We start from the raw sequence: 20,480 nt of genomic DNA, 5'->3' as shown, positions 1-20,480 counted from the left end.
ACAGGAATGGTTACGTGAAAGATAAAATTGTCATGCCACTCTGGACGTGCTGTCTGTTCATCGTTGTGATGAACACCACCATGTTCAATGTTTCTTTGCCCGTCATTATTCACGATTTGCAGATTACCTCGAACCTGGGTTCTTGGGTCATCTCAAGTTATTCCATTGGTTACGCCCTGTCGACGGTGATATACAGTCGATTATCAGACCGTATTCCGGTGCGCAAACTGCTCACGGTTGGGCTCCTGATCCTGGGGTTATCTTCATTGCTGGGGTTGTTCGCGCATAACTTCGCGATCCTGTTGCTGACACGCATTCTGCAATCTGCCGGTGCAGGGGTGATGGCCGGTCTGGGTCTCGTCATCGCGAGCCGTTACATCCCGGTGGAACGGCGCGGAGCTGCCATCGCACTCATCTCATCAGGCAGTGCCATGGCTTTTGGACTTGGCCCCATTGTCGGCGGACTCATTAGCGAGTACTGGGGCTGGAACGGACTTTTTGCCATAACCGTGCTTGTGCTGCTCGCCCTGCCTGTACTGCTCTATTTTCTCCCACGTGAATCCGTCCAAACGGATCAGCCATTTGATGTTATTGGAGCCATACTAACCGTCATTAACGCCACTACACTTCTGGTAGCGATCACCCAGCAGTCCTGGTTATGGTTTGCCATTGGCGTGATTTCACTTGTTGCACACCTCCTGTATATTCGGAAAGCGAGTCTTCCATTTGTGAATCCACTCGTGTTCCGAACGCCAGGATACACCCGGTTAATCCTTATCGGATTCTGCGTGCTGGTCGTGAATCTGGGTAATCTGTTTTTGATGCCGCTTGTGCTTGCCGATCTATATGGACGCTCATCGCTCGCCATTGGTTTGCTGATTGCTCCAGGAGCAATTGTTGCAGCATTCTGCACCCGTTACGTCGGACGCTGGATCGACCGTTATGGCAATATGCGATTTATGATCATCGGACACATCCTGCTCGCAGCGGTACTTGCCTTATTCATGCTCGGACTGGATCAATCCGCCCTGATCATTACCAGTGGTTATCTCTTTTTCTCACCGGCACTCTCGGCATCCATGGCTTCATTGAATAATGAAGCGTCACGTGTGCTGCCCAAAGCACAGATTGGTTCTGGTATGGGGATGTTACAATTGATTCAGTTCTTCGGTGGATCGGTATCTGTAGCCGTGTGCGGGTTGCTGTTGCACAGCATTCCGGGAGTATCAGTAGAGGAAGCTTATCATGTGGTATACGCTTGTCTGTTGCTCGTCTGCGTTGTTTCTCTGGGTCTGACCGTCTGGCATAGCAGAGCTTCACGCTCAGGCATTGAACCTCTTGCATTGGACAATTGATACTTGAATGTTTAATGTTCAGAACAAAAAGGCCCGCGCCAAGCGCGAGCCTCTTTTAGTTTGGAACAGAAACTCTTTTTTTCAAATGAATCACGCAATGAACTTGAACTTACCGGTTACTTACCTTATTTCATCCTACAGCAGCATGACAACTATTCCCCGTCCAGTGCCGACTTCCAGGCCTCCATGATGCTAATTGGGGATTTGCTGCTGCTCTCGCCGCCACCTTCCTTCGTCCAAAGTGGTGGATAATATGCGAATACTTGTCCCGTCTGAAGCTGTGTCATATCCTCCTGCCAATCTTTCCAGCGAAACGTCTGATAGAACTGCCCCAGATCACCATCCGCCAGCCAGTTGATGAACTCCGAATATGTCAGTTCTGTTGATTCCCATTCAAGTGTATCCGGTGCAAAATAATAGATGTGTCCCGTACGGCCATACTTGCCTGTATCCAGCCCGAAGAAACCACCTGCCGCATCATATGCGACGACCATCATACCTTCCAGAACATCTACCCAAGGTTGATCACTTACACCATTCCAACTGGTCAAGCTTCCATATGTACTGTCACCACCCGCACCAAGCAGCGTGATCCAACCATGGTCCAGTACAATACCTTCTGTCTCATAAGCAACAGCTCCCAAATAGGATTTGGTGCTTATTTGCAGACGATAGAGGACATCCTCTCCGGCCTCCTGCTTTGCTGGAACATACACATATGTATTTTGCCCGCTATCCAGGAGTTCCTTAAGTTCTTCCCATGCGTGATTCTCTCGATCTACTAATTCAGCTATCGTTAATGTATTCATGAGCAGTCTCCTCACTGATTTTGTAAAAAGCATATCATGGCATATTAACCCGTTCAAATCTGCTATAATCTAGCTCACAGGTAAATTTAAGGAGGAACAACTTTGCTTCGTACAGTTTTGCTGATTATGCCGATTCTAATGTTATTCGCATCTGGTTGTCAGGACCGTACCCTGTCCATGAAGACACCCGTTTCTGTTCAAAAGTCTGATCCTCAAGTCATCCATTACATATCTCCCCAAGGAAACGACTCGAATAAAGGAACCCTTCAGTCTCCGTGGAAAACGTTGCAGCACGCAGCCGACCATGCTTCGCCAGGAAGTACGATCTATCTGCGTGAAGGTGTGTATCATCAGAAAGTCAAAATCACCCGGAGTGGCCATTCCTCCGGTAATCCGACCCTATTTTCCAGCTATCCGCAAGAGAATGTCATCATTGATGGGGAAGACCTCCCTGCAGAAGGCATCGAAGGGCTGATCGAAATTGAAAATGCCAGTTATATCACGATTCAGAACCTCGAAATTCGTAACTTCACAACCACACTCAGGGGTCAGGTTCCAACCGGAATCTATGTCCACGGAGCGGGTGAGCATATTCAGCTGTTGGGTAACACCATTCATGCGATCGCTAGTTACGCTTCTCCTGAGGGTCCCGATTTGAGGGGCAGGGATGCCCACGGTATTGCCATATATGGCACAGAACACCCTCGAGCATTACGCAATATCATCATTAAGGATAATGAATTATATGATCTTACCCTTGGCTCCAGCGAGGCCCTTGCCATCAACGGCAATGTCGATACGTTTGCCATACAGGACAATATCATCCATGATTCCGACAATATTGGTATTGATCTGATCGGGTACGAGGGTACATCCGAAGACGACACGTACGATCAGGCTCGGAACGGCATTGTACGAGGCAACGAAGTCTATGATATTTCATCCAATAACAATCCTTCCTATGGAACAGACCTACCCAATGGTACCCATTCGGCCGGTGGCATCTATGTAGATGGCGGGAAAGATCATATCATTGACCAGAACCGGGTATACCGGAGCGATATCGGAATTGAGATTGCCTCGGAGCATGCCGGACGTTCAACCAGCAACATTACCTTGCGTGATAACCTGATCTATTCCAATAGATTGACGGGCATTGCCATGGGAGGTTATGACGAGGAAAGAGGAGCTACAGAGGATAGCAAGATTATGTACAATACGCTCGTGGGGAATGATACCCTGAATGAAGGCAACGGACAGTTATTCATGCAGTCACGGACGAAGAACAATACATTCATGCGCAACATTCTCGTATCGGGCAGCTCGGAAGTACTGATATACAATGAATATACGAGCAATACAGGCAATGTGTTTGACCATAATGTCTATTACTCAACAGGAGAACAGGGAGATGCCCTATGGGTCTGGAAAAATAAAGCCTACTACGGCATTGCTGCCTACATGAAGGGATCTGGCAACGATGCACACTCCATATATGTGAATCCAGCATTTATGAATGACTCCAACGAAGATTTCCGTCTTCAGGCTAATTCTCCGGCGAAGTTGTATGGCTACCTTGCTCCGCGGTAAAGTTAATCTGGTACTACTCAAGTGAAATTAGCACGTCTATTTACACACAAATAAAAGGAGCTTGTGCGATGTGGGATCGTTTTCCTCACAATGCACAGGCTCCTTTTCGCTTTCTTTTGATGCAATCCAACCGTTAACTTCTTACCATCTGAGCTGCATGTGTCACCCGGTTTCGTCCTCCGGTTTTGGAGGCATACAGGGCCTTGTCCGCTTTTTGGAACAAGGACTGTTCCGTATCTTCCTCTACAACAGTGGCCGCACCGATACTCACGGTAATGTTATATTCACCCCAGTCGGCTGAAGCAACCTGTGAACGATATCTTTCTGCGATACCGATCGCTTGCTGCTCTTCACAATCTGGAAGAATGATAACAAATTCCTCTCCGCCATAACGTGCAACCACATCGGTACTTCGCGACAACGATTGAAGCAGCCCTGCCAGATTGCCGAGTACCAGATCTCCGATGGGATGGCCGTACGTATCATTAATGCTTTTGAAATGATCAATGTCCACAACCAGAAGCGAGAAATAACGCTGTTGCTCGCGGAACAACATCAAGCTTTCAAGCATTTTTTCCTGGAAAAACCTGCGGTTCCTCAGTCCTGTCAGCAGGTCCGTGGAAGCCAGTGTCTCCAACTGATCATTCACTTTGATTAACGCCTGCTCTTTGACTTTATATTCCTCATGCAATTGTTCAAGCTCTTTGTTCGCTTCTTGCGTCGCTTGATACAGCTCCTGCAGCTTGGTTTTGGTACGCAAAATATCCTTCTCATGTTCGATTCGCTTACGCATGATAACAACGACACAATCCATAACACTTTCCCCGTTACGGGTCTGGCGAACACCGTTAAGCAGAACAGGAACCGCCTGCTGATCCCGGGTACGGAATGTGAAATACATCTCGTCCACATGTCCATATAACTGGATGTAGGGGTAGAAGTACGTATGGAAAAACACCTTGTTGCTCACCGACATGGTCGATTCAATATGTTGCCCTATCAGCTCATCGTGTTTATATCCAAGCATCGTAAGAAATGTTTGATTAATCGACTGTACGATACCGGAATCAGAGATAGAGAAGTATCCACAGGGAGCAAGATCTAATTGTATATCCATGAATAACTGCCTTTCTTTCGAGTTTTATGCGCTCGTCAAATAATCCTTAATCATTCGGATCGTTTCTTCCGGTTGACTTAGATGTGGATAATGTCCCTTAGCCGTCATCTGTTGCAACCTGCTATTCTTCAGATGAGCGTGCAAGTAATCCCCGACTTCTACCGGAGCAATGCTGTCATCAGAGCACTGAAGAATCAATGTTGGCACAGTTGCCTGCTCCAGATCAATCCGGCAGTCCGATAGAAACGTCACTTCGGCAAATTGTCTCGCAATATGCGGATTTCTGGAGCAAAAGCTTTTCTCCAGCTCTTCCGCCAGATCTTTTCGTTCCGGATTGTTCATCACAATGGGTGCCATATAACTTGCCCATCCAATAAAATTCATCTGCATCATCTCAAGCAATTCATCGATATCATTCCGGTCAAATCCTCCATAATAATTCGGCAGATCATTCACGTATCGTGGGGAGGGCCCTAACATGACGATTTGTTTGAAATATTTGGAGTTCCGAATGGATGCCAGCATCCCAATCATACTGCTGACGGAATGCCCGACAAATATGGTGTCCCTTAGTTCGAGTGCTTCCATAATCTCGAGCACATCCTGGGCGTATCCTTGGAGGTTGCTATATTTGCCAGCATCATAATAGTTAATTTGAGATTCACCAGATCCAACATAATCAAACAAAACCACACGGTAGTTCTCCGTAAAACTTGGAACAATGTAACGCCACATATCCTGATCGCATCCAAAACCATGAGCAAATACAATCGTTTGCCCGCCTGAGCCAAGCACTTTTACATTATTTCTTACAAGCACATCAATCGTCATTTCATATCACCTCTCCGAGGTAGTATTCACTTGAATCAATATATCTGACTATTATATCGGAAAATGTTGGGATATGAATAAAAAATGTTTAATAACTTCTCTCATCTACCAAAAAGTCATAAATATATCATTTGAATACACGCTTTACAATCTGACTATCGTCAGGTAAAATCAGTTCAACATGTCGCGCGACAGAGATTAACATTACGGAGGAAAACCATGAGTACTTCTACATTCAGTCCTACACCTCAGCAACTCTGGGGAAGATCATTTATTTTCATCATGTTAGCCAACGCATTATTGTTTATGGCCTTTGAAATGCTGCTCCCTACCTTGCCCCTGTTCGTATCCAGCTTGGGAGGAGAAGCTTCCCAGATCGGGCTTGTTACCGGCATTTTTATGTTTTCTGCCATTTTGATTCGACCCTTCACGTCCGTTTTAGCGGCTCGAGTAGACAAAAAATATTTATTGATTATCGGTATTGCCATCTGTGCATTAATGACAGGCGCATACTACCTTTCGTCAGGTATTTGGATGATTCTCGTATTCCGAATCATCCATGGATTGGGATTTGGTCTGGCAACAACATATTTTGCGACGATTGCGACTGAAAACATACCCAGAGATCGCCGGGGGGAAGGCATGGGGTATTTTGGAGTAGGCGAGACCGTCGCCATATCCGTCGGACCACTGATCGGCACCAGCTTGTTATTTAAGTACGACTATCAGAGCCTGTTTATGGGAGGCATGTGCATTTTGCTGCTCGCTCTCCTGATGGCGATATTTGTATCCCGCAAGCCGAAAACAGGAGGTAGTAGCGAGTCTATGCAAACTCATGTCCCTTCGGTGAAATTGATTGAGAAGAAGGTACTGTTCCCTTCCCTTCTCATTATGCTCGTTGGCATTGCAGCTGGTTCAATCATGTCCTTTGTGGCATTATTCGCCGCCGAAAGAGGGTTCGAGGATATAGCCTGGTTTTTCTTCATCGTCGCCATCGCCAGCTTCGCCGTCCGACTGTTCTCTGGGAAAATGTTTGATCGATGGGGACCGGGATCCGTGTTGCTGCCTTCTGCCTTGTTTGCAATCGCAGGACTGCTGGTTCTGATTATCGCCCAAAGTGATGTGCAATTCCTGATCGCCGGCGCGTTATACGGCTTTGGCTTTGGTGCCATATTCCCGGCGATTCAGACCTGGTGTGTGAATCTTGTAGAAGAACATGAGCATGAAAATGCGATGGCTTCCTTCTTTAACTTCTTTGACCTCGGAATTGGTGGTGGTTCGTTGATTCTGGGCGTTATGGCTTCTGCATTTTCCTATACGGTGGTGTATGCTATCTCTATAGGCATTTTTGTGGTATATATCTTGTTATATTTGGTATACTCCCAGAAACAGCAGAGGTATACCGCTCACCAACTGGAGGTAGACATTGAGTAAAAAACGAATCAAGGACATTGCCATTCAACATTTCAATCGTCTGGGTTACGAGGGGACGAAGATGGCCCAGATTGCCGAGGAGGCAGGTATTCGCAAGCAATCTCTGGCTTATCATTATCCATCCAAAAAAGCGCTATTGCTGGAGTTATATGAGGAAGTCGTGCAGGAGGAACAACAGTTTGTGCGTCAATTTTTCAGTGAGTCTGTAACCCAAACGCTGGATCAGCAACTATATGCCTTCTTGCATGAACACAAAAATCGTTTCTTGACTCATCCGAATGTCGCTTTTATGTATATCCTTTCTTTCATTACACCTCTGGAGGTGCATGATTTTGTGTTGGCCCAGTATCGGACGTACCTCGGGACACTGAAGGAAGAGCTGGCAGCCGTATTTACCAGACATTCCGATATACGCCTGAGTCCGGAAGAAGCCACCGTAGCTTTTGTCACCGTGATGGATGGACTGGATGTTCAGCTCGTGTATGAGACACGGCAATCCTATGAACAAGCTTTGACAATCACTTGGAATGTCTTCTGGTCAGGCATCCAGCGCTAATGGATTGATTACGATTAGACTACACCAATAAGAGGGGTGCCCCGTCAGCCATGTTGATGACTTTTGGGACAGCCCCTCTTTGTTTTATTTCACAGTTAAGATCACACGTTGATAATGCTTCAACTGATGCTCTCCATCGTCCTGTACTTCAGCAACGATATGAAGGGTATCACCCGATTTGGCATCATCAGGAACGGTAAAGGTCACCGCTTCGGTATCACTTCCCTGCAATTTTATCGTATCCACCTGCTCGTCCTTGGCAAGTTCACGATGCAAGCCAAGCTGCAGATCACCCGCCATTTCGGGCTGAACTTGGTTCGGCTCTACTTTGGAATTTTTATAGGTGTCCGCTTCGAAATATCTCCACCACGAATAGGTCAGTTGATCTCCATCCGGGTCCGTGCCTTCCGCGTGAAGAGTAACTTCCTCCCCAGGACTTACAGTTAGATCCAGCCCTTCCTTAATGGTTATGGACGGATTGTGGTTGGCACCTTCGTAAGTGTCTGCAACTGCCCAATCGGCACGTGCTGCAAAATCATTCTGGATATCGTCAAACCATCTCATCAGAGAGTATTCGGCTTCATAGCGTTTGGTGTAGGGATCGTAATCAAGCACATTGTTTCTAAACAGCTTGTCGTTTACAACGCCAAAGCGTCCTCCCCAACCGCCGTAGGAAGGGTCTTCCATACTGCGTAGCCCATTATCGATCAGATAAAAGAAGGAAGGAGAATCACCCTCGGATATAAAATCGTACTTGTCATATTGCGGATTGTTCTTGAGATATTCAGCACTTCCCCGCTGTTCTTCGGCCAGTTCGCCTTCGATCATTTTGCCGTCACCCATCGATGCGTACATATCCATTAGCTTGCCATGTCCGTTCAGGATATTCTTGACCATCCAGTCACCATGAAGCTTGCTGTTTACTTCTTCGGCATGCATCTTCCATGCATAGGCAAAATGCCAAAAGTTCGATTGGTCGTTGAGAATGCGGATATCCGGCCAATTTTTCGCAATGTATTCGTTGTAGCTGTCATCCTGATCCAAAATGATATACAGAACCAGTTTGTCGCTCACTTTTTTGCGAATCGTTTCCCACTCAGCCGTGTCCTTGTACTGTTCCTCAATCGATTTCAGCGCTCTGGCTGTGGTATTGGTGCCACCCCATGTCTGAACAATCAGGTCCCGGGAATCATCGTCGAGGAAAAGAGTTTCGAGAAATTCGGAACCTTCGGTTTCCTTCTCCATCTCCCCTTTATCGGAGATATTACCGATCTTGGTCATTGCTCGAAGCTGTTCCGGCTCCGGGTAACCCTCGGCATGTTTGGACAAGTTGGGATAGATTTCGCCATAGGCATCAATCATGTCGTACACCCACTGTGTTCCTGTCCAGCGGAACGGTTTGATCCCTGCTTCCTCATCTCCAGCATAATGATACACTGAGCTGGTCAGTACGATCCCGGCGAGGTCCATCTCATTGGAATACAAGAGGAACCGAATAACCGAGTTCATATCATCCACTTCACCGTCGGTTGTAATCACCGTTCTGCCTTTGGCAGCTTGGTTATTTGCAGGTTTCTGGGTTTCATTTTCGGTCTGCTCTGTCGCCGGATTTCGTGTGTCACTCGCAGTCTGTGGCGCTTTGGATGCACATCCACTAATTACCAGAATTAAACTAAGACAACCTGCGGCCAATCCTTTTAACCATGTTTTCTTGTTCATGATGCTCCCCTTTCTTCTGTACAGCGTGATGTTAGTGTTGGGATAGGTACGTACTCTGTTTTTCTATCGTTAATATGGACCGTAACATGCAAAAAAACCCGAACATCAATATGAATGGCACAAAGTCCACGCATAATGATACTCAGGTTTTGCCTGCCCGAAGCAGTAACAATCCTTATTTGAGTGAAAGTATATCATGTTCAACAATGAATGTAAACGTATTCAACTGTTTTTTAATTCATCTTTGATATTGTATAATGCCTATAGCGAACAAAAGAATCAAACGAATTGGCATGATACTACATCATATTATCAGGAGGAATCAGCCATCATGCAACAACTGGATGCGGCCTTAAACCGTTTTGTAGAACAGCAGGATTTATATAATGAAGCTTATGGACTTTTCAAAAATCATGATCTGCGCCCTCGTGAACAACACTACCAGGTGGAAGTAGATACACGAATCACTCTTTCTCCAGAACTTGAGTATCTGTACAGTCACTATGAAATGGTAGATGGTCAAGCTGAAGGTACACTCAAAATGAAAAATGCCGCTGTTGAGATCGGTGATGCTGCACTGATCTTCTTTGTCGCACCTGAACATCTGCTTCGTCAGCAACTGGGTTTCCGCTGGATTGGCATGAATGAACCCTATGAGGAGTCCCCTACTTGGCCAAAAAATCATATCGTCATCGCAAACTTTAACGATGATCCTTTAATTGTAGATGTGGAAGCACCGAACTCTCCCGTATATGTCGCTTTTACAGGTGGAGAACCAAACCGCGTTGCCGATTCGCTGTCTGACTTTTTCAATGCACTATCTATCCTGATTGCAGCGGCACGCACCTATGCCGGAGAATTGAAAGATGAAGAGACCTATGAGACCAAGCCAGAGGTTCTGGAGCAAGTGGAGCCTTTATTGCAGGATCTGTTGGGAGAAGAACATACTGCTCATCTCTTCGAGTATCTGTCATTTTGCTAAACCATTGAACTAAAGGAATTGGAGGGGCATCCCTATGATCTATGTGGCTTTGCTACGGGGCATTAATGTAGGCGGGAACAATAAAATTAATATGAAACAGCTGAAAGAAACGTTTGAACAAGCAGGCATGCTTGATGTCGTTACATACATCAACTCTGGCAATATTATTTTTGCCGATCATCAGGAACGTGCCGATGCAAATAGGGAGATTTCCCTTGTGCTGGAACAGGCTATCGCCGCCGACTTCGGCTTACAGATCAGGGTGATGGTACGGAGTATCGATGAGATCCAGAGTGTTATTGAAGCACTGCCAGAAGAATGGACTAATGATGACACGGCCAAAAGTGATGTAATGTTCCTATGGGATGAGATCAATGAGCCCTCCGTACTGGACCAATTGCCCATTAAACCGGAAATCGGCACACTGATTTATGTTCCCAGAGCTATTTTGTATTCAGTCAGCAGAGAGGATGCATCCAAAAGTGGCATGAACAAGCTCGTGGGTTCCAAAGTCTATGCTTATATGACCGTAAGAAACGTGAATACGACACGTAAGATATACGCCCTGATGCAAGCAGCAGCTGAAAAATAATTCGGAACAAGCAAAATGGACATCCCATTATTTCGTCCGAATCGTATGAAAATAAAGCATGCAGAAAACATCCCTACGGATGTCTCCTGCATGCTTTTTACCCTGTTTAAAAAACGATGCTTTTCTTTTCTTTCGTATATTAGTTAATCTGAATTCGTCTGCGAGGCTGATCATCCCCAGGACGTTTCGGAATCTCAAGCTTCAACACACCGTCTTCCAATCTGGCCTTAATATTCTCCTCATCAATATGATCTACATAGAAACGCCGGATAAATTCGCCGGATCGGCGTTCCTGCCGAATGATCCGATTGGAGTCATCTTTCTGTTCGACCATGTCATGACGTTTGGCACGAATAATCAATTCTTTACCTTCAACTTGAATGTCTATATTCTCTTTGGCAATGCCCGGAAGCTCGGCTTCTACCCAATATTTGTCTTCTTCCTCACGAATGTCCGTGCGAAATGGCTGGGAGCCAGTTCCAAAAGGGGAGAGGAATGAGGTCTCAACCATGTCATTGAAGGATTTCAACATGTGTCCGAACGGGTCTTCATTTCGCTTACGAAACGGAATCAGATCAAACATGAAAATCAGCTCCTTTTGTGTGGTTGGTTTATTGGTGTTGCTTACATGGATTATTATAATACCCGTGCAAATAAGGCTCAAAGTCCGTAAAAGACGAAAAAAAACGATTATCTTTCACCATGGTTCACTATTTTAAAATAGATCCTTTTTTCTTTTATTTTGACCTTTTTTGATCTTCTGACTTTGTCTGACTATATTGAATGAATAGGGTCCGAAACAGTATTGGATTTATTTTTCCCTATTCCCAGTATCGTGATTGCCAGCATGACAACCAGAACAGCTACGAGCATAAACGGAATATGTTTGTCCACCTGATAGAGTGTCGTTGTAAGTATTGGAGTAATGACGGCGGATATCCCCTGAATCGCTGCTACCAATCCCGCTGCTCCTCCTTGTTGTTCTTTGCTAACCGCGAGCGAAGCACCTGCCATGAAGCCAGGCATCATCAGACCCGAACCCATACCAAACAGAAAGAATGAGAGATAGTACATGGGCAATTGGGTGGATACAAGAAACAGGATCATGCTTGCGATCAGAAAAAGTGAACCCACCAAAATCATCGGACGCGGCTGCCATTTCAACCATTTCATCTGAATGACCTGCATGATCAGCATGGCTGCCCCGGAGAACATGAGTCCAAACGAAACCATTCGGGCCGTCGCCGCCGGGGATAGAGCCAATTGATCCTGAAAATAAAATCCTCCGACAACCTGCAATGTCATAATGCCAATCATCGTAACCAATCCCGCAGCAAGGTACATTCGTAACCCTCGTTGGAATGGGTTAACTTTAGACGGCTTTACCTGAATGAGCGGTTTGGCTGCCGGGATTAACACCAAAGCGATAATAAACGCAGCAATTGCTATAAAAATGCCAAAATAAAGCGGCCATAGGAGACCAATGATAGTAAATGCTCCAGCAATAGCGGGTCCAAATACAAGGCCAAGTCCATTCGCAGCGCTGATAATGGCCATCCCGCTTCCCCGCTCCTTCCCTTCTGTAACATCACCTATATAGGCCTGGGCAGAAGAGAGCACGGCTGGAATAAACATGCCGATCAGACTGCGTGTCACAATCAGAAGGGTAAGCAATAGGCCTCCTTCAATCCAAGCATTTAATCCCCCATACAATGCCAGGGCAAATAATGCACAGCTAATTGACATCCCTATAAATCCAATCAATATGATAGGCTTCCTACCCTTCATATCACTGAGTCTGCCCCATACCGGAGCCATGACGCCCATCATAATGGACCCGAGTGAGATAATAAGACCGGAATGACTTTCTTTCATGCCCAACTCCCGAATAAGCGGCGGCATAATGGGTGCAATAAGCATCAGACCCAACATCGCTGCAAACACACTAAAAAAAATACTTCCTTTGATTCGTTTCATACTCATACACTCCTCTATATTTCAGTACAGTATTCACTGTACCTGGAGTATACAAGGCTGAGAGAATCCCCACTGCCTCTATACGGAACAATTCACGGCTAACCGGATTATTAATAAATCCTCTTCATCTCAGAGGGCTTCACGCCGAATTTGCGATAAAATTGCTGTGAAAAGGCACTGACATTGCTGTAACCGACCGCAATGGCGGCCTCGGTGACGTTATTATCCTGATTACGTAGCAGCTTCATGGCGTTGTCAAGACGAACCTGACGCAAATATTCGAAGACTGTGCTCCCGAAAAGTGCCTTGAATCCTTTTTTTAATTTAAAATCGTTAAGACCTACTTGTCTGGACAATGCTAGCAAAGATGGAGGATCTACCATACAGGCCTCCATAATCTCCCGTGCCGTATGTAACTTCCGGATGTCCTCTCTGGAGAATCCCGAGGGGATTGGCGCCAGATCAAACAGTTGGATCATAAATCGATTCAAGATCTCCAAGGCTGTCGCTTCCATCATTAAGGATGATCGATAACGAATATTCTTGTCCAGAAATATCGACATGCCGTTGACCCGCCAGGGCAAATTGCAGCTCCACGACGGGTGTCTCGGAAGCAAAATATGTTGGGCATGGCTGATAGTACTCTACATGAGAACATAGAATTTCGATGCCACTGTATGTGGTCACTCTCTTTATACTTCCACTGCCCGCCTTAGCAGAGAGCATGTATGTATGTTCATCTTGCTGACTGTAGGGGGCCCGGGTTAAATAATGCTGATACATGACGCCTAGTGCATCATCAATACGCATGGTAGTCACCTCGCCTTATAACTGATCAGACTGTCCAGTAAAGAAAACCTGAATTAATTGATAATAATTCTCAATTAATTCTATCGCAATTTCTTTTTTTCGACTAGTCCAGTCCAAGATCGTTACCCTTTAAGCTGAAACCGATCCAGAAAACGCCGAATAATAAGATTGGAGGATTGATTCTCCCGCATGACCCAGCCAATTGAAATAACACGTTGTATGCCCTCAATCTCAATGATGGTAAAGTCATGATGCAGTACACTTCTGTCATGTGTAAAGGAGTATTCATGCCCAATCGTCACAGCATTCAATTGAGCAAGCGCAGCATTGACCACTTCAGAATTATTGGTTCGAAAAAGTACATCCACCTCACCTACCCTTTGTGAAAGCTCCTTCATGAAATCATCCACCAGCTCGTCATTAAATAACACAAGCGTCTCATTCTTCAACTCTTGCAAGGAGATTGATTTTTGATTAGCCAACCGGTTCGTAAGATTCACGCACGCGCGCATGACTCCTTCATCAATCGGTACAAAGTGTAGGCCTGCCAGGTGCTGCTCCATATCATCTTGGTAAAGGGCAATCAGTCCGAGATCCACCTGTTTGTTACGGACATCTTTGATAATATTGCGTGCAGCACTCTCGGAAAGTTCAAATCTCAGATCAGGATATCGCTTCTTCATACTCGCGATGGTAGGTATAATACCGGGTACACCGCCGGGTATGGCTGACAATCGCAGTTCTCCACGGATCGACTCCCCAATATATTGGGCATCCTCTTTGATTGTTTGTACGATGTCCACGACGGATTTCATTTTATCCACAATCGGCTTGGCCTGCTCCAGCATAAACGCACCATTCCGGGAACGACTGAACAAGGGCATGCCAAGCTCAGTCTCCAGACGTGTTATGGCCTGACTGATGGTGGATTGCGTTACTGACAGGGCCGAAGCAGCCAGTGTAATTGATTTTGTTTTTTCCACTTCAAGTACATATTGCATTTGTTCCAAATTCATAGACGACCTCTATTCTTCTATCATTAATTTTATTTAAGTTAACTACACTTTTGTTAAATATACATGAATCATAAAATTAAGTATACTTTGAACAGAAGCTAAATGTAAGCGAAATCATATTATTCACTAGACAAAGGAGCGCTATATATGAATACGTTTGAGAACCGTTTTGCAGGTAAAGTAGCCATTGTTACGGGTGGGGCATCCGGTATCGGTTATGCCATTGCAAGACGACTTGTCCAAGAAGGGGCTTCTGTACTTGCCGCTGACCTGAATACGGAACGCTTGGAAGCCATCCAAGGTGAACTTGGGGAACGTTTTGTCGGAGTGAAAACTAATGTGACCATTGAAACAGATGTGGAGGAAATGGTTCAAGCCGCGGTTAAACAATTCGGAAAGCTGGATTTAGCCTTTAATGTGGCTGGTGCATCCCGGGCAGGTGTAATCACTGAACTATCCGAGAAGGACTGGGACTTTACCGTGGACCTGTGCATGAAGGGGGTCTTCCTAAGCATGAAACACGAAGCTATTGAGATGGCCAAACATGGTGGCGGAGCCATTGTGAACGTAGCTTCTCTCAACTCCCAGGTGCCTATGTATGCCGGATCGGCTTATGCTTCTGCCAAAGCTGGCGTCGAAATGCTCACGAAGAACGGAGCGCTTGAAATGGCTCGCAACGGTATCCGTGTGAATGCTATCCTTCCTGGCCTGATCGATACGCCGTTAACTGCGGAACTGCTCTCCAATGCAGATATTAAAGAAGCTTACATGGAACGCATCCCTATGAAACGGGCTGCACAACCAGAGGAAATGACAGGACCTGCCTTGTTCCTCGCGAGTGAGGATGCGGGTTATGTATCGGGTTCCAGTCTGATCGTGGATGGCGCGTGGGCGACTACCGGTTATCCGGACTTGAGCCGCTGGTTCTAACCCTTCAAAAGGTATAACCCTCTCGTGTAGTGACTCATACTAACGCAAAGTAAAGCCTATTGGACAGAAATCTTTCTGCCAATAGGCTCTTTGTTTTCATTGATATCTGGAAAACATCATTTTTACACAAATTGCAGACTCCCCTTACCTCTCCTTAACATAAGCTCTCTATACTGAAGCAGTTGTACATGTTATTACACTCGAAACGATAAAGGGGATCTGGAAACATTGAAAAAGAGAAATCAGTGGCTTGCCGCTCTGTCGATGACCGCCATTCTTAGCATAGGGGCAACCAGCTATTCATCAATGATTAATGCTGCTGACGCAACTCAACCCGCTAACGAACACATCGCACTGCGTACAGCCATCGAAAATATGCAGGGCACGGTCACATGGAACGGTAGCAGTCGCAGTGTCGATATCCAGATCGCAGATACTAAAGTACAACTTCCAATAGGAACGCCCTCAGCTACCATCAACGGTATAAAAACTCCATTGGACAGTAAAAGTTACATCACCAACGGGATAACGTATGTATCTCCCCAAACGCTTAACTTAATCACGAATCAATTGATCCTGAAACAAAATAAAACCGGTTTTGAGCGGACCGCTTCCTTCCAGATGCCTGGTGGCAAAGCAGAAATATCAGCCTCTACGCCAGATGGACAGCGCCTGCTCGTAACCGAAGCGGACAATGGCAGCATTTCCGTACTGGACATTGCTGACCTGAAAAACATCAACATATTGAAGACGGTCAACTTCCATGACCTCTCCCCCAAAGCTGAAGTCACCAGTGTAACGGTGTCCAAAGATGGCAATTACGGTCTGGCTGTTATTCGTACAGGGGATACGGACAGTGAAGCAAACAAAGGATTGCTTGCCATTGTGGATCTGACAACCTACAAAACGGTAAAAACATATGAACTCGGTATTGGTCCTGACTCGATTGCACTGTCACCTGACGGTCTGCATGCGGTGATCGCCATAGAGGATGAAGAGTTGAATAAAGCTGCCGATGAAATTGACTATGCCCATACCAAACGTCCGGGTAGCATTATGGTTGTATCTTTTGCTGACGGAAATGTATTGGAGGGTGAAATTACCAACTTGCCAGTATCTCTGGACAATGTAGAAGGTGCCATCTATCCGCATGATCCACAACCGGAGTATGTCACTATCAGCCCAGATAGCAAAACAGCAGCGATCACGTTACAGGAGAACAACGTCGTTGCCATCGTAGATCTAGAAACAAAAAAGATCACCTCCCTCTTCGCTCTTGGGACCACCTCACACCAAGCGGATCTGAAAGATGACGGGATTGTTCAGTTTAAAGAAACATTGACAGCTCGTTATGAACCGGATGGAATAGCTTTCTCCGCCGATGGTAAATACCTGCTGACAGCGAATGAAGGGGACTTGGGCAAGAATGAATTTGAGGATGGTGTAAAAGCGGGTGGACGCAATATTGCAGTCTGGGATCTGCAAGGCAAGCGGATGTACGATAGCCAGAATCTCATTGACGAGGCAACCGCTATGGTTGGCTTGTATCCAGATGATCGCAGTCCCAACAAAGGCAGTGAAGTAGAGAATCTCACTGTTGCTACTGTGGACGGAAAAACATACGCCGCCGTAGCTTCCGAACGGGCAGATGCCATTCTGTTCTTCGATCTTGCTGATCCGGTCAATCCGGACTACCTGGGTCTGATCCCTACAGCAGGAGAATCACCAGAAGGAATTCATCGAGTTAACGGCCGCAGCCTGTTTGTAAGTGCAGATGAAAGCACCGGAACACTTAGTTTTTTTGCCAAGAAATAGGTCAGGGCTTATAGCATAATGAGCACACGCTGTATTGAGCAGGAGGGGGGGCGAAGAGCCCCTGTTCTCTCATGCGGTTGTACATACTGACCCATAACTAGCCTTTCGGCAGTTTACGAGACTTTATATTTTCCAATTCCCGCCTGTTCCGCTCTACTTCCTCTTGTAACACTCGTACTTCCATCCTTAATGCGGATACCTCCTCTTTCACGCCAGACCTCTTCATCACAAGATAGAAGATCAGATATAATACAAGACCCATCATGATTAAGAAAATCAATAGCGTTATAATCCCAGCAATTCCTATAGAGCTAGCTCCATCCATAATGTACACGTCTCCCCTCTATATGTTATTAATTTATATTTACAACAATACCATATTTAAGCATGACGAACAGTACAAAAAGCCAAGAGAATATGGTCCCTTGGCTTTCAATTTATCTATATACCTTTTATCTATATATTCCTTCCTACCCAGTGATTTTTATTCCCAGAAGAATCGGCCTGCGAACACTTTTTCCGTCAACAGCTTGTATGTTTCTTCAGGCAATTCTTTTTTCATCTTCGCCATAACGGCGTCTTTGCCTTGATTATATTGTGTGGACATGCCAATCTCTGCCGTTGTGTTGCTTGCATCCAGACGCATGATCGGTGCTTGGGCATCTTTCGTCCAAGGTGTCCATGCCGCCAGATCAGGGGACCCGCCTGTACCTGGATTGCCTGTGTACAAGAACTGTTTCAGGTAAGCTGCCATCGCGGTGGACAACTCATCACGTCCTGGTTTGTTTGTCTCGCTAAAGTACCCCTCAGGGAAATAAGCAGCAATGCCGTCCGCGTGTCCTGTATAGAAGTCCATATCCGCACCATGTGGTGCACCAAGTAACGTGAGCAGACGCTCAGAGATGACGCCAGCTTGTGTGCCCCATGCAAAACGATACGCATATACCGGCGGCTGATCTGCTTCACTCGTCAATTGTTCCGCTACACGCTCTGCATTAAAGCCTGCATAAGCTTCGCTACCGTATTTCAGAGCAGCCGCATATTGCTCCGCCTTGGTTTTATCGGTAAACAGGGTTCCATCCGTAATGGATGGAGAGAAGTTTGGATCACCAAAAGCAAATCCGGAGAACTCCGTTTCCAGACTGCCCAGCAATACAGGAACTTTCGTGTAATTACCGCTCTGGATGGCGTCAAATCCTTCCTTTGGAATCACGGTTCCGTCCCGGAACAGATGCGGGAATGGTTCCATACGGATTGCAGTCGCACCAAACGCTGTGACCAGCTTGTCCGCAGGCAGTGCACGCAGGTAGCTCTCCAGTTCTGCCGGGGATTGCTTGCTTATCCACGCTTTTGCCTCTTCTGCGTTAGCCGCTTTCCCTTCTTGTACGAGCAGCTTCACAAGTACATCCTGAGATTTTTGCTCGCCTTCTGCCGGTGCTGCTGTTGTCAATCCTCCGCTGAAAGCAACTGCTTTTTGATACAGTCCCTTGCCAAGTGGAGAGATCAGGGTTGCCAGCACATCACGCGCACCAGCAGATTGTCCGGCTAATGTAACATTGTCTGTATCTCCGCCAAACCCTTCAATATTATCCTGTACCCACTCCAGTGCACGGAATGCGTCAAGCAGACCATAGTTACCTGAGTCATCCAGGGCATTGCCGGTTTTCAGCGCTGCATTCTCGAAGAATCCGAGGGCTCCCAGACGGTAGTTCACCGAGATGATGATACTGTTGGTGCTCCGTGCAAGCTGTTCACCTTGAAAATCTTTGCCTGATCCGGTCATATTCCCGCCGCCGTGCAGGAACACCATCACCGGAAGTTTTGAACTGGTTGTGTCAGGACGCCAGATATTGAGATACAATGAATCCTCGCTGCCCACTGTATTTTTGCCAGAGATCTGCAAGCTGTTCGCAGCAAATTCCTTGGCCGATCTGGTTCCTGTCCATGCCTCCGGTTCTTGCGGAGCTTTCCAGCGCAGTTCACCTACAGGAGGTGCCGCATAAGGAACACCGAGCCAGCCGAGCGTTCCATATTGCTCATAGGTTTTGCCATCAATCGCACCATACTTGGTCTGTTGCAACGTTTGTGGTTTGAATGCTCCCGTTTCTTTATGTTTCAACCAACTCTGCTCCAAGGTTCCACTGCCATTTTTGAGCTGTACTTGCAAAGCCTGTGCGGTTGCCTCCGCCATCAGCCGATTGGTAAGCTCACTCGCGTCTTTACCTTGAAGTGCATTGATTCCTTTCCCAGCCGCATAGGTTGAAGCCGCTCCCTGCTCATAATCCGTACCCGCTTCATATCCAAGCACCTTCAGCAGCATTCCGGCATAACCTTCCGCTGTGAGTGGTGCATTAGGTTCAAACTTTTCCGTTCCTGTCACGATCTCGGCCACATACGGATGCTGCTTCAAGTAACCAACGACGGGTTGCCATACTTTGCCTGCCTGAACGGCATCGTCATAGGTTTCCGTTCCCTGATAAGCGAGTGCTTCTTTCTCAAGTCCGGACAAACGCAAGTAAAGAACTGCCGCCTGAATACGTGTAGCCTTTTTGTTCAGATATGCCGCATTAACACCTTGACCATTACCACGAATAAGCTCGGATTGGATCAGCTTGTCCATCGCTGCTGAAGCAGAAGATGCTGTATTTCCTGCTGCATATGCCGGTATACCGGCGACACATAATCCCAAAATTGTTGCTACGGCGATCGAACGTTTAATCGTTTTCATGTTATAAATCTCCTCGCTGTCAAATAGTGTGTGGGATTTTACGAAAACTTAAATCTGCTGCGCTCCTTTCTGCTCAACATATCAGCTACGGCGCTTGCGATCATGCCATCAGGCATTTTTCTATATAAAAAAACCTGAACCGAAGGCAAACAGACATCGCTTTAGCGTGGTCTACTGCCCTCAATTCAGGTTTTGCCTGCAATCAGTAACAACCCTGAG

Annotated in this window: 17 protein-coding genes; 8 read left to right on the top strand and 9 right to left on the bottom strand. The window is 46.3% G+C overall.

Annotation, left to right across the window (positions count from 1 at the left end; all coding sequences use genetic code 11):
• Nucleotides 1–14: 14 nt before the first annotated feature.
• A complete protein-coding gene (locus ACTHPG_RS15530) occupies nt 15–1,355 on the top strand; it encodes an MFS transporter (protein WP_440390488.1) in 1,341 nt (446 codons plus the stop codon).
• 152 nt (nt 1,356–1,507) lie between these two features.
• Here ACTHPG_RS15530 and ACTHPG_RS15525 read toward each other — a convergent pair whose 3' ends face one another.
• Nucleotides 1,508–2,164, bottom strand: coding sequence for a DUF2625 family protein (locus ACTHPG_RS15525; RefSeq protein WP_440390487.1), 657 nt, complete (start codon nt 2,162–2,164; stop codon nt 1,508–1,510).
• 102 nt (nt 2,165–2,266) lie between these two features.
• On the opposite strand from ACTHPG_RS15525, the gene ACTHPG_RS15520 reads away from it, so the two are divergent.
• Nucleotides 2,267–3,754, top strand: a complete 1,488-nt coding sequence (locus ACTHPG_RS15520) for a DUF5123 domain-containing protein (RefSeq protein ID WP_440390486.1) — start codon at nt 2,267–2,269, stop codon at nt 3,752–3,754.
• Between the two features lie 133 nt (nt 3,755–3,887).
• Here ACTHPG_RS15520 and ACTHPG_RS15515 read toward each other — a convergent pair whose 3' ends face one another.
• Both ACTHPG_RS15515 and ACTHPG_RS15510 read right to left on the bottom strand, forming a co-directional pair.
• Complete coding sequence (locus ACTHPG_RS15515) at nt 3,888–4,871, bottom strand: sensor domain-containing diguanylate cyclase (protein WP_440390485.1); 984 nt, start codon at nt 4,869–4,871, stop codon at nt 3,888–3,890.
• Nucleotides 4,872–4,895: 24 nt separating this feature from the next.
• Complete coding sequence (locus tag ACTHPG_RS15510; RefSeq protein WP_440390484.1) at nt 4,896–5,702, bottom strand: alpha/beta fold hydrolase; 807 nt, start codon at nt 5,700–5,702, stop codon at nt 4,896–4,898.
• Between the two features lie 219 nt (nt 5,703–5,921).
• Between ACTHPG_RS15510 and ACTHPG_RS15505 the strand changes: the two genes are divergently transcribed.
• Both ACTHPG_RS15505 and ACTHPG_RS15500 read left to right on the top strand, forming a co-directional pair.
• Entirely contained in the window at nt 5,922–7,136 is a 1,215-nt protein-coding gene (locus ACTHPG_RS15505) for an MFS transporter (protein WP_440390483.1), read from the top strand.
• Nucleotides 7,129–7,692: a TetR/AcrR family transcriptional regulator gene (locus tag ACTHPG_RS15500; RefSeq protein WP_440390482.1), complete on the top strand. Its 564-nt coding sequence runs from the start codon at nt 7,129–7,131 to the stop codon at nt 7,690–7,692. Before ACTHPG_RS15505 ends, ACTHPG_RS15500 begins: the two co-directional genes overlap by 8 nt.
• An 84-nt stretch (nt 7,693–7,776) precedes the next feature.
• Here ACTHPG_RS15500 and ACTHPG_RS15495 read toward each other — a convergent pair whose 3' ends face one another.
• Nucleotides 7,777–9,411, bottom strand: coding sequence for a nucleoside hydrolase-like domain-containing protein (locus tag ACTHPG_RS15495; RefSeq protein ID WP_440390481.1), 1,635 nt, complete (start codon nt 9,409–9,411; stop codon nt 7,777–7,779).
• A gap of 331 nt (nt 9,412–9,742) precedes the next feature.
• Between ACTHPG_RS15495 and ACTHPG_RS15490 the strand changes: the two genes are divergently transcribed.
• Nucleotides 9,743–10,393 (top strand): hypothetical protein, encoded by a 651-nt coding sequence (locus ACTHPG_RS15490; protein ID WP_440390480.1) that lies wholly within the window; start codon nt 9,743–9,745, stop codon nt 10,391–10,393.
• Nucleotides 10,394–10,427: 34 nt separating this feature from the next.
• Nucleotides 10,428–10,985 carry a DUF1697 domain-containing protein gene (locus ACTHPG_RS15485; protein ID WP_440390479.1) on the top strand — a complete coding sequence of 186 codons (558 nt, stop codon included), beginning with the start codon at nt 10,428–10,430 and terminating at the stop codon, nt 10,983–10,985.
• Nucleotides 10,986–11,124: 139 nt separating this feature from the next.
• Here the strand turns inward: ACTHPG_RS15485 and ACTHPG_RS15480 are convergent, their stop codons facing one another.
• The 4 genes from ACTHPG_RS15480 to ACTHPG_RS15465 form a co-directional block, all read right to left on the bottom strand.
• Nucleotides 11,125–11,568 carry an Hsp20/alpha crystallin family protein gene (locus ACTHPG_RS15480; protein WP_440390478.1) on the bottom strand — a complete coding sequence of 148 codons (444 nt, stop codon included), beginning with the start codon at nt 11,566–11,568 and terminating at the stop codon, nt 11,125–11,127.
• Between the two features lie 191 nt (nt 11,569–11,759).
• The gene (locus tag ACTHPG_RS15475; protein WP_440390477.1) at nt 11,760–12,962 is read right to left on the bottom strand and encodes an MFS transporter; all 1,203 of its coding nucleotides are present in this window, start codon (nt 12,960–12,962) and stop codon (nt 11,760–11,762) included.
• A 110-nt stretch (nt 12,963–13,072) separates the two neighbouring features.
• Nucleotides 13,073–13,525, bottom strand: coding sequence for a helix-turn-helix transcriptional regulator (locus ACTHPG_RS15470; RefSeq protein ID WP_440390476.1), 453 nt, complete (start codon nt 13,523–13,525; stop codon nt 13,073–13,075).
• A gap of 369 nt (nt 13,526–13,894) precedes the next feature.
• Nucleotides 13,895–14,788: a LysR family transcriptional regulator gene (locus tag ACTHPG_RS15465; protein WP_440390475.1), complete on the bottom strand. Its 894-nt coding sequence runs from the start codon at nt 14,786–14,788 to the stop codon at nt 13,895–13,897.
• Between the two features lie 147 nt (nt 14,789–14,935).
• Between ACTHPG_RS15465 and ACTHPG_RS15460 the strand changes: the two genes are divergently transcribed.
• Together ACTHPG_RS15460 and ACTHPG_RS15455 are read left to right on the top strand one after the other, a co-directional pair.
• Nucleotides 14,936–15,718: an SDR family NAD(P)-dependent oxidoreductase gene (locus ACTHPG_RS15460; protein WP_440390474.1), complete on the top strand. Its 783-nt coding sequence runs from the start codon at nt 14,936–14,938 to the stop codon at nt 15,716–15,718.
• Between the two features lie 228 nt (nt 15,719–15,946).
• Entirely contained in the window at nt 15,947–17,533 is a 1,587-nt protein-coding gene (locus ACTHPG_RS15455; protein ID WP_440390473.1) for a choice-of-anchor I domain-containing protein, read from the top strand.
• 484 nt (nt 17,534–18,017) lie between these two features.
• On the opposite strand, the gene ACTHPG_RS15450 is transcribed toward ACTHPG_RS15455, so the two are convergent.
• Nucleotides 18,018–20,261, bottom strand: coding sequence for a carboxylesterase/lipase family protein (locus ACTHPG_RS15450; protein WP_440390472.1), 2,244 nt, complete (start codon nt 20,259–20,261; stop codon nt 18,018–18,020).
• Nucleotides 20,262–20,480 lie beyond the last annotated feature (219 nt).

This window comes from Paenibacillus sp. SAF-068, from assembly GCF_051967555.1.
In the GTDB taxonomy this organism is placed as follows: Bacteria; Bacillota; Bacilli; order Paenibacillales; family Paenibacillaceae; genus Paenibacillus.
Note: the sequence above shows the minus strand (reverse complement) of the source record. Positions and strands in the feature narration are given on the sequence as shown.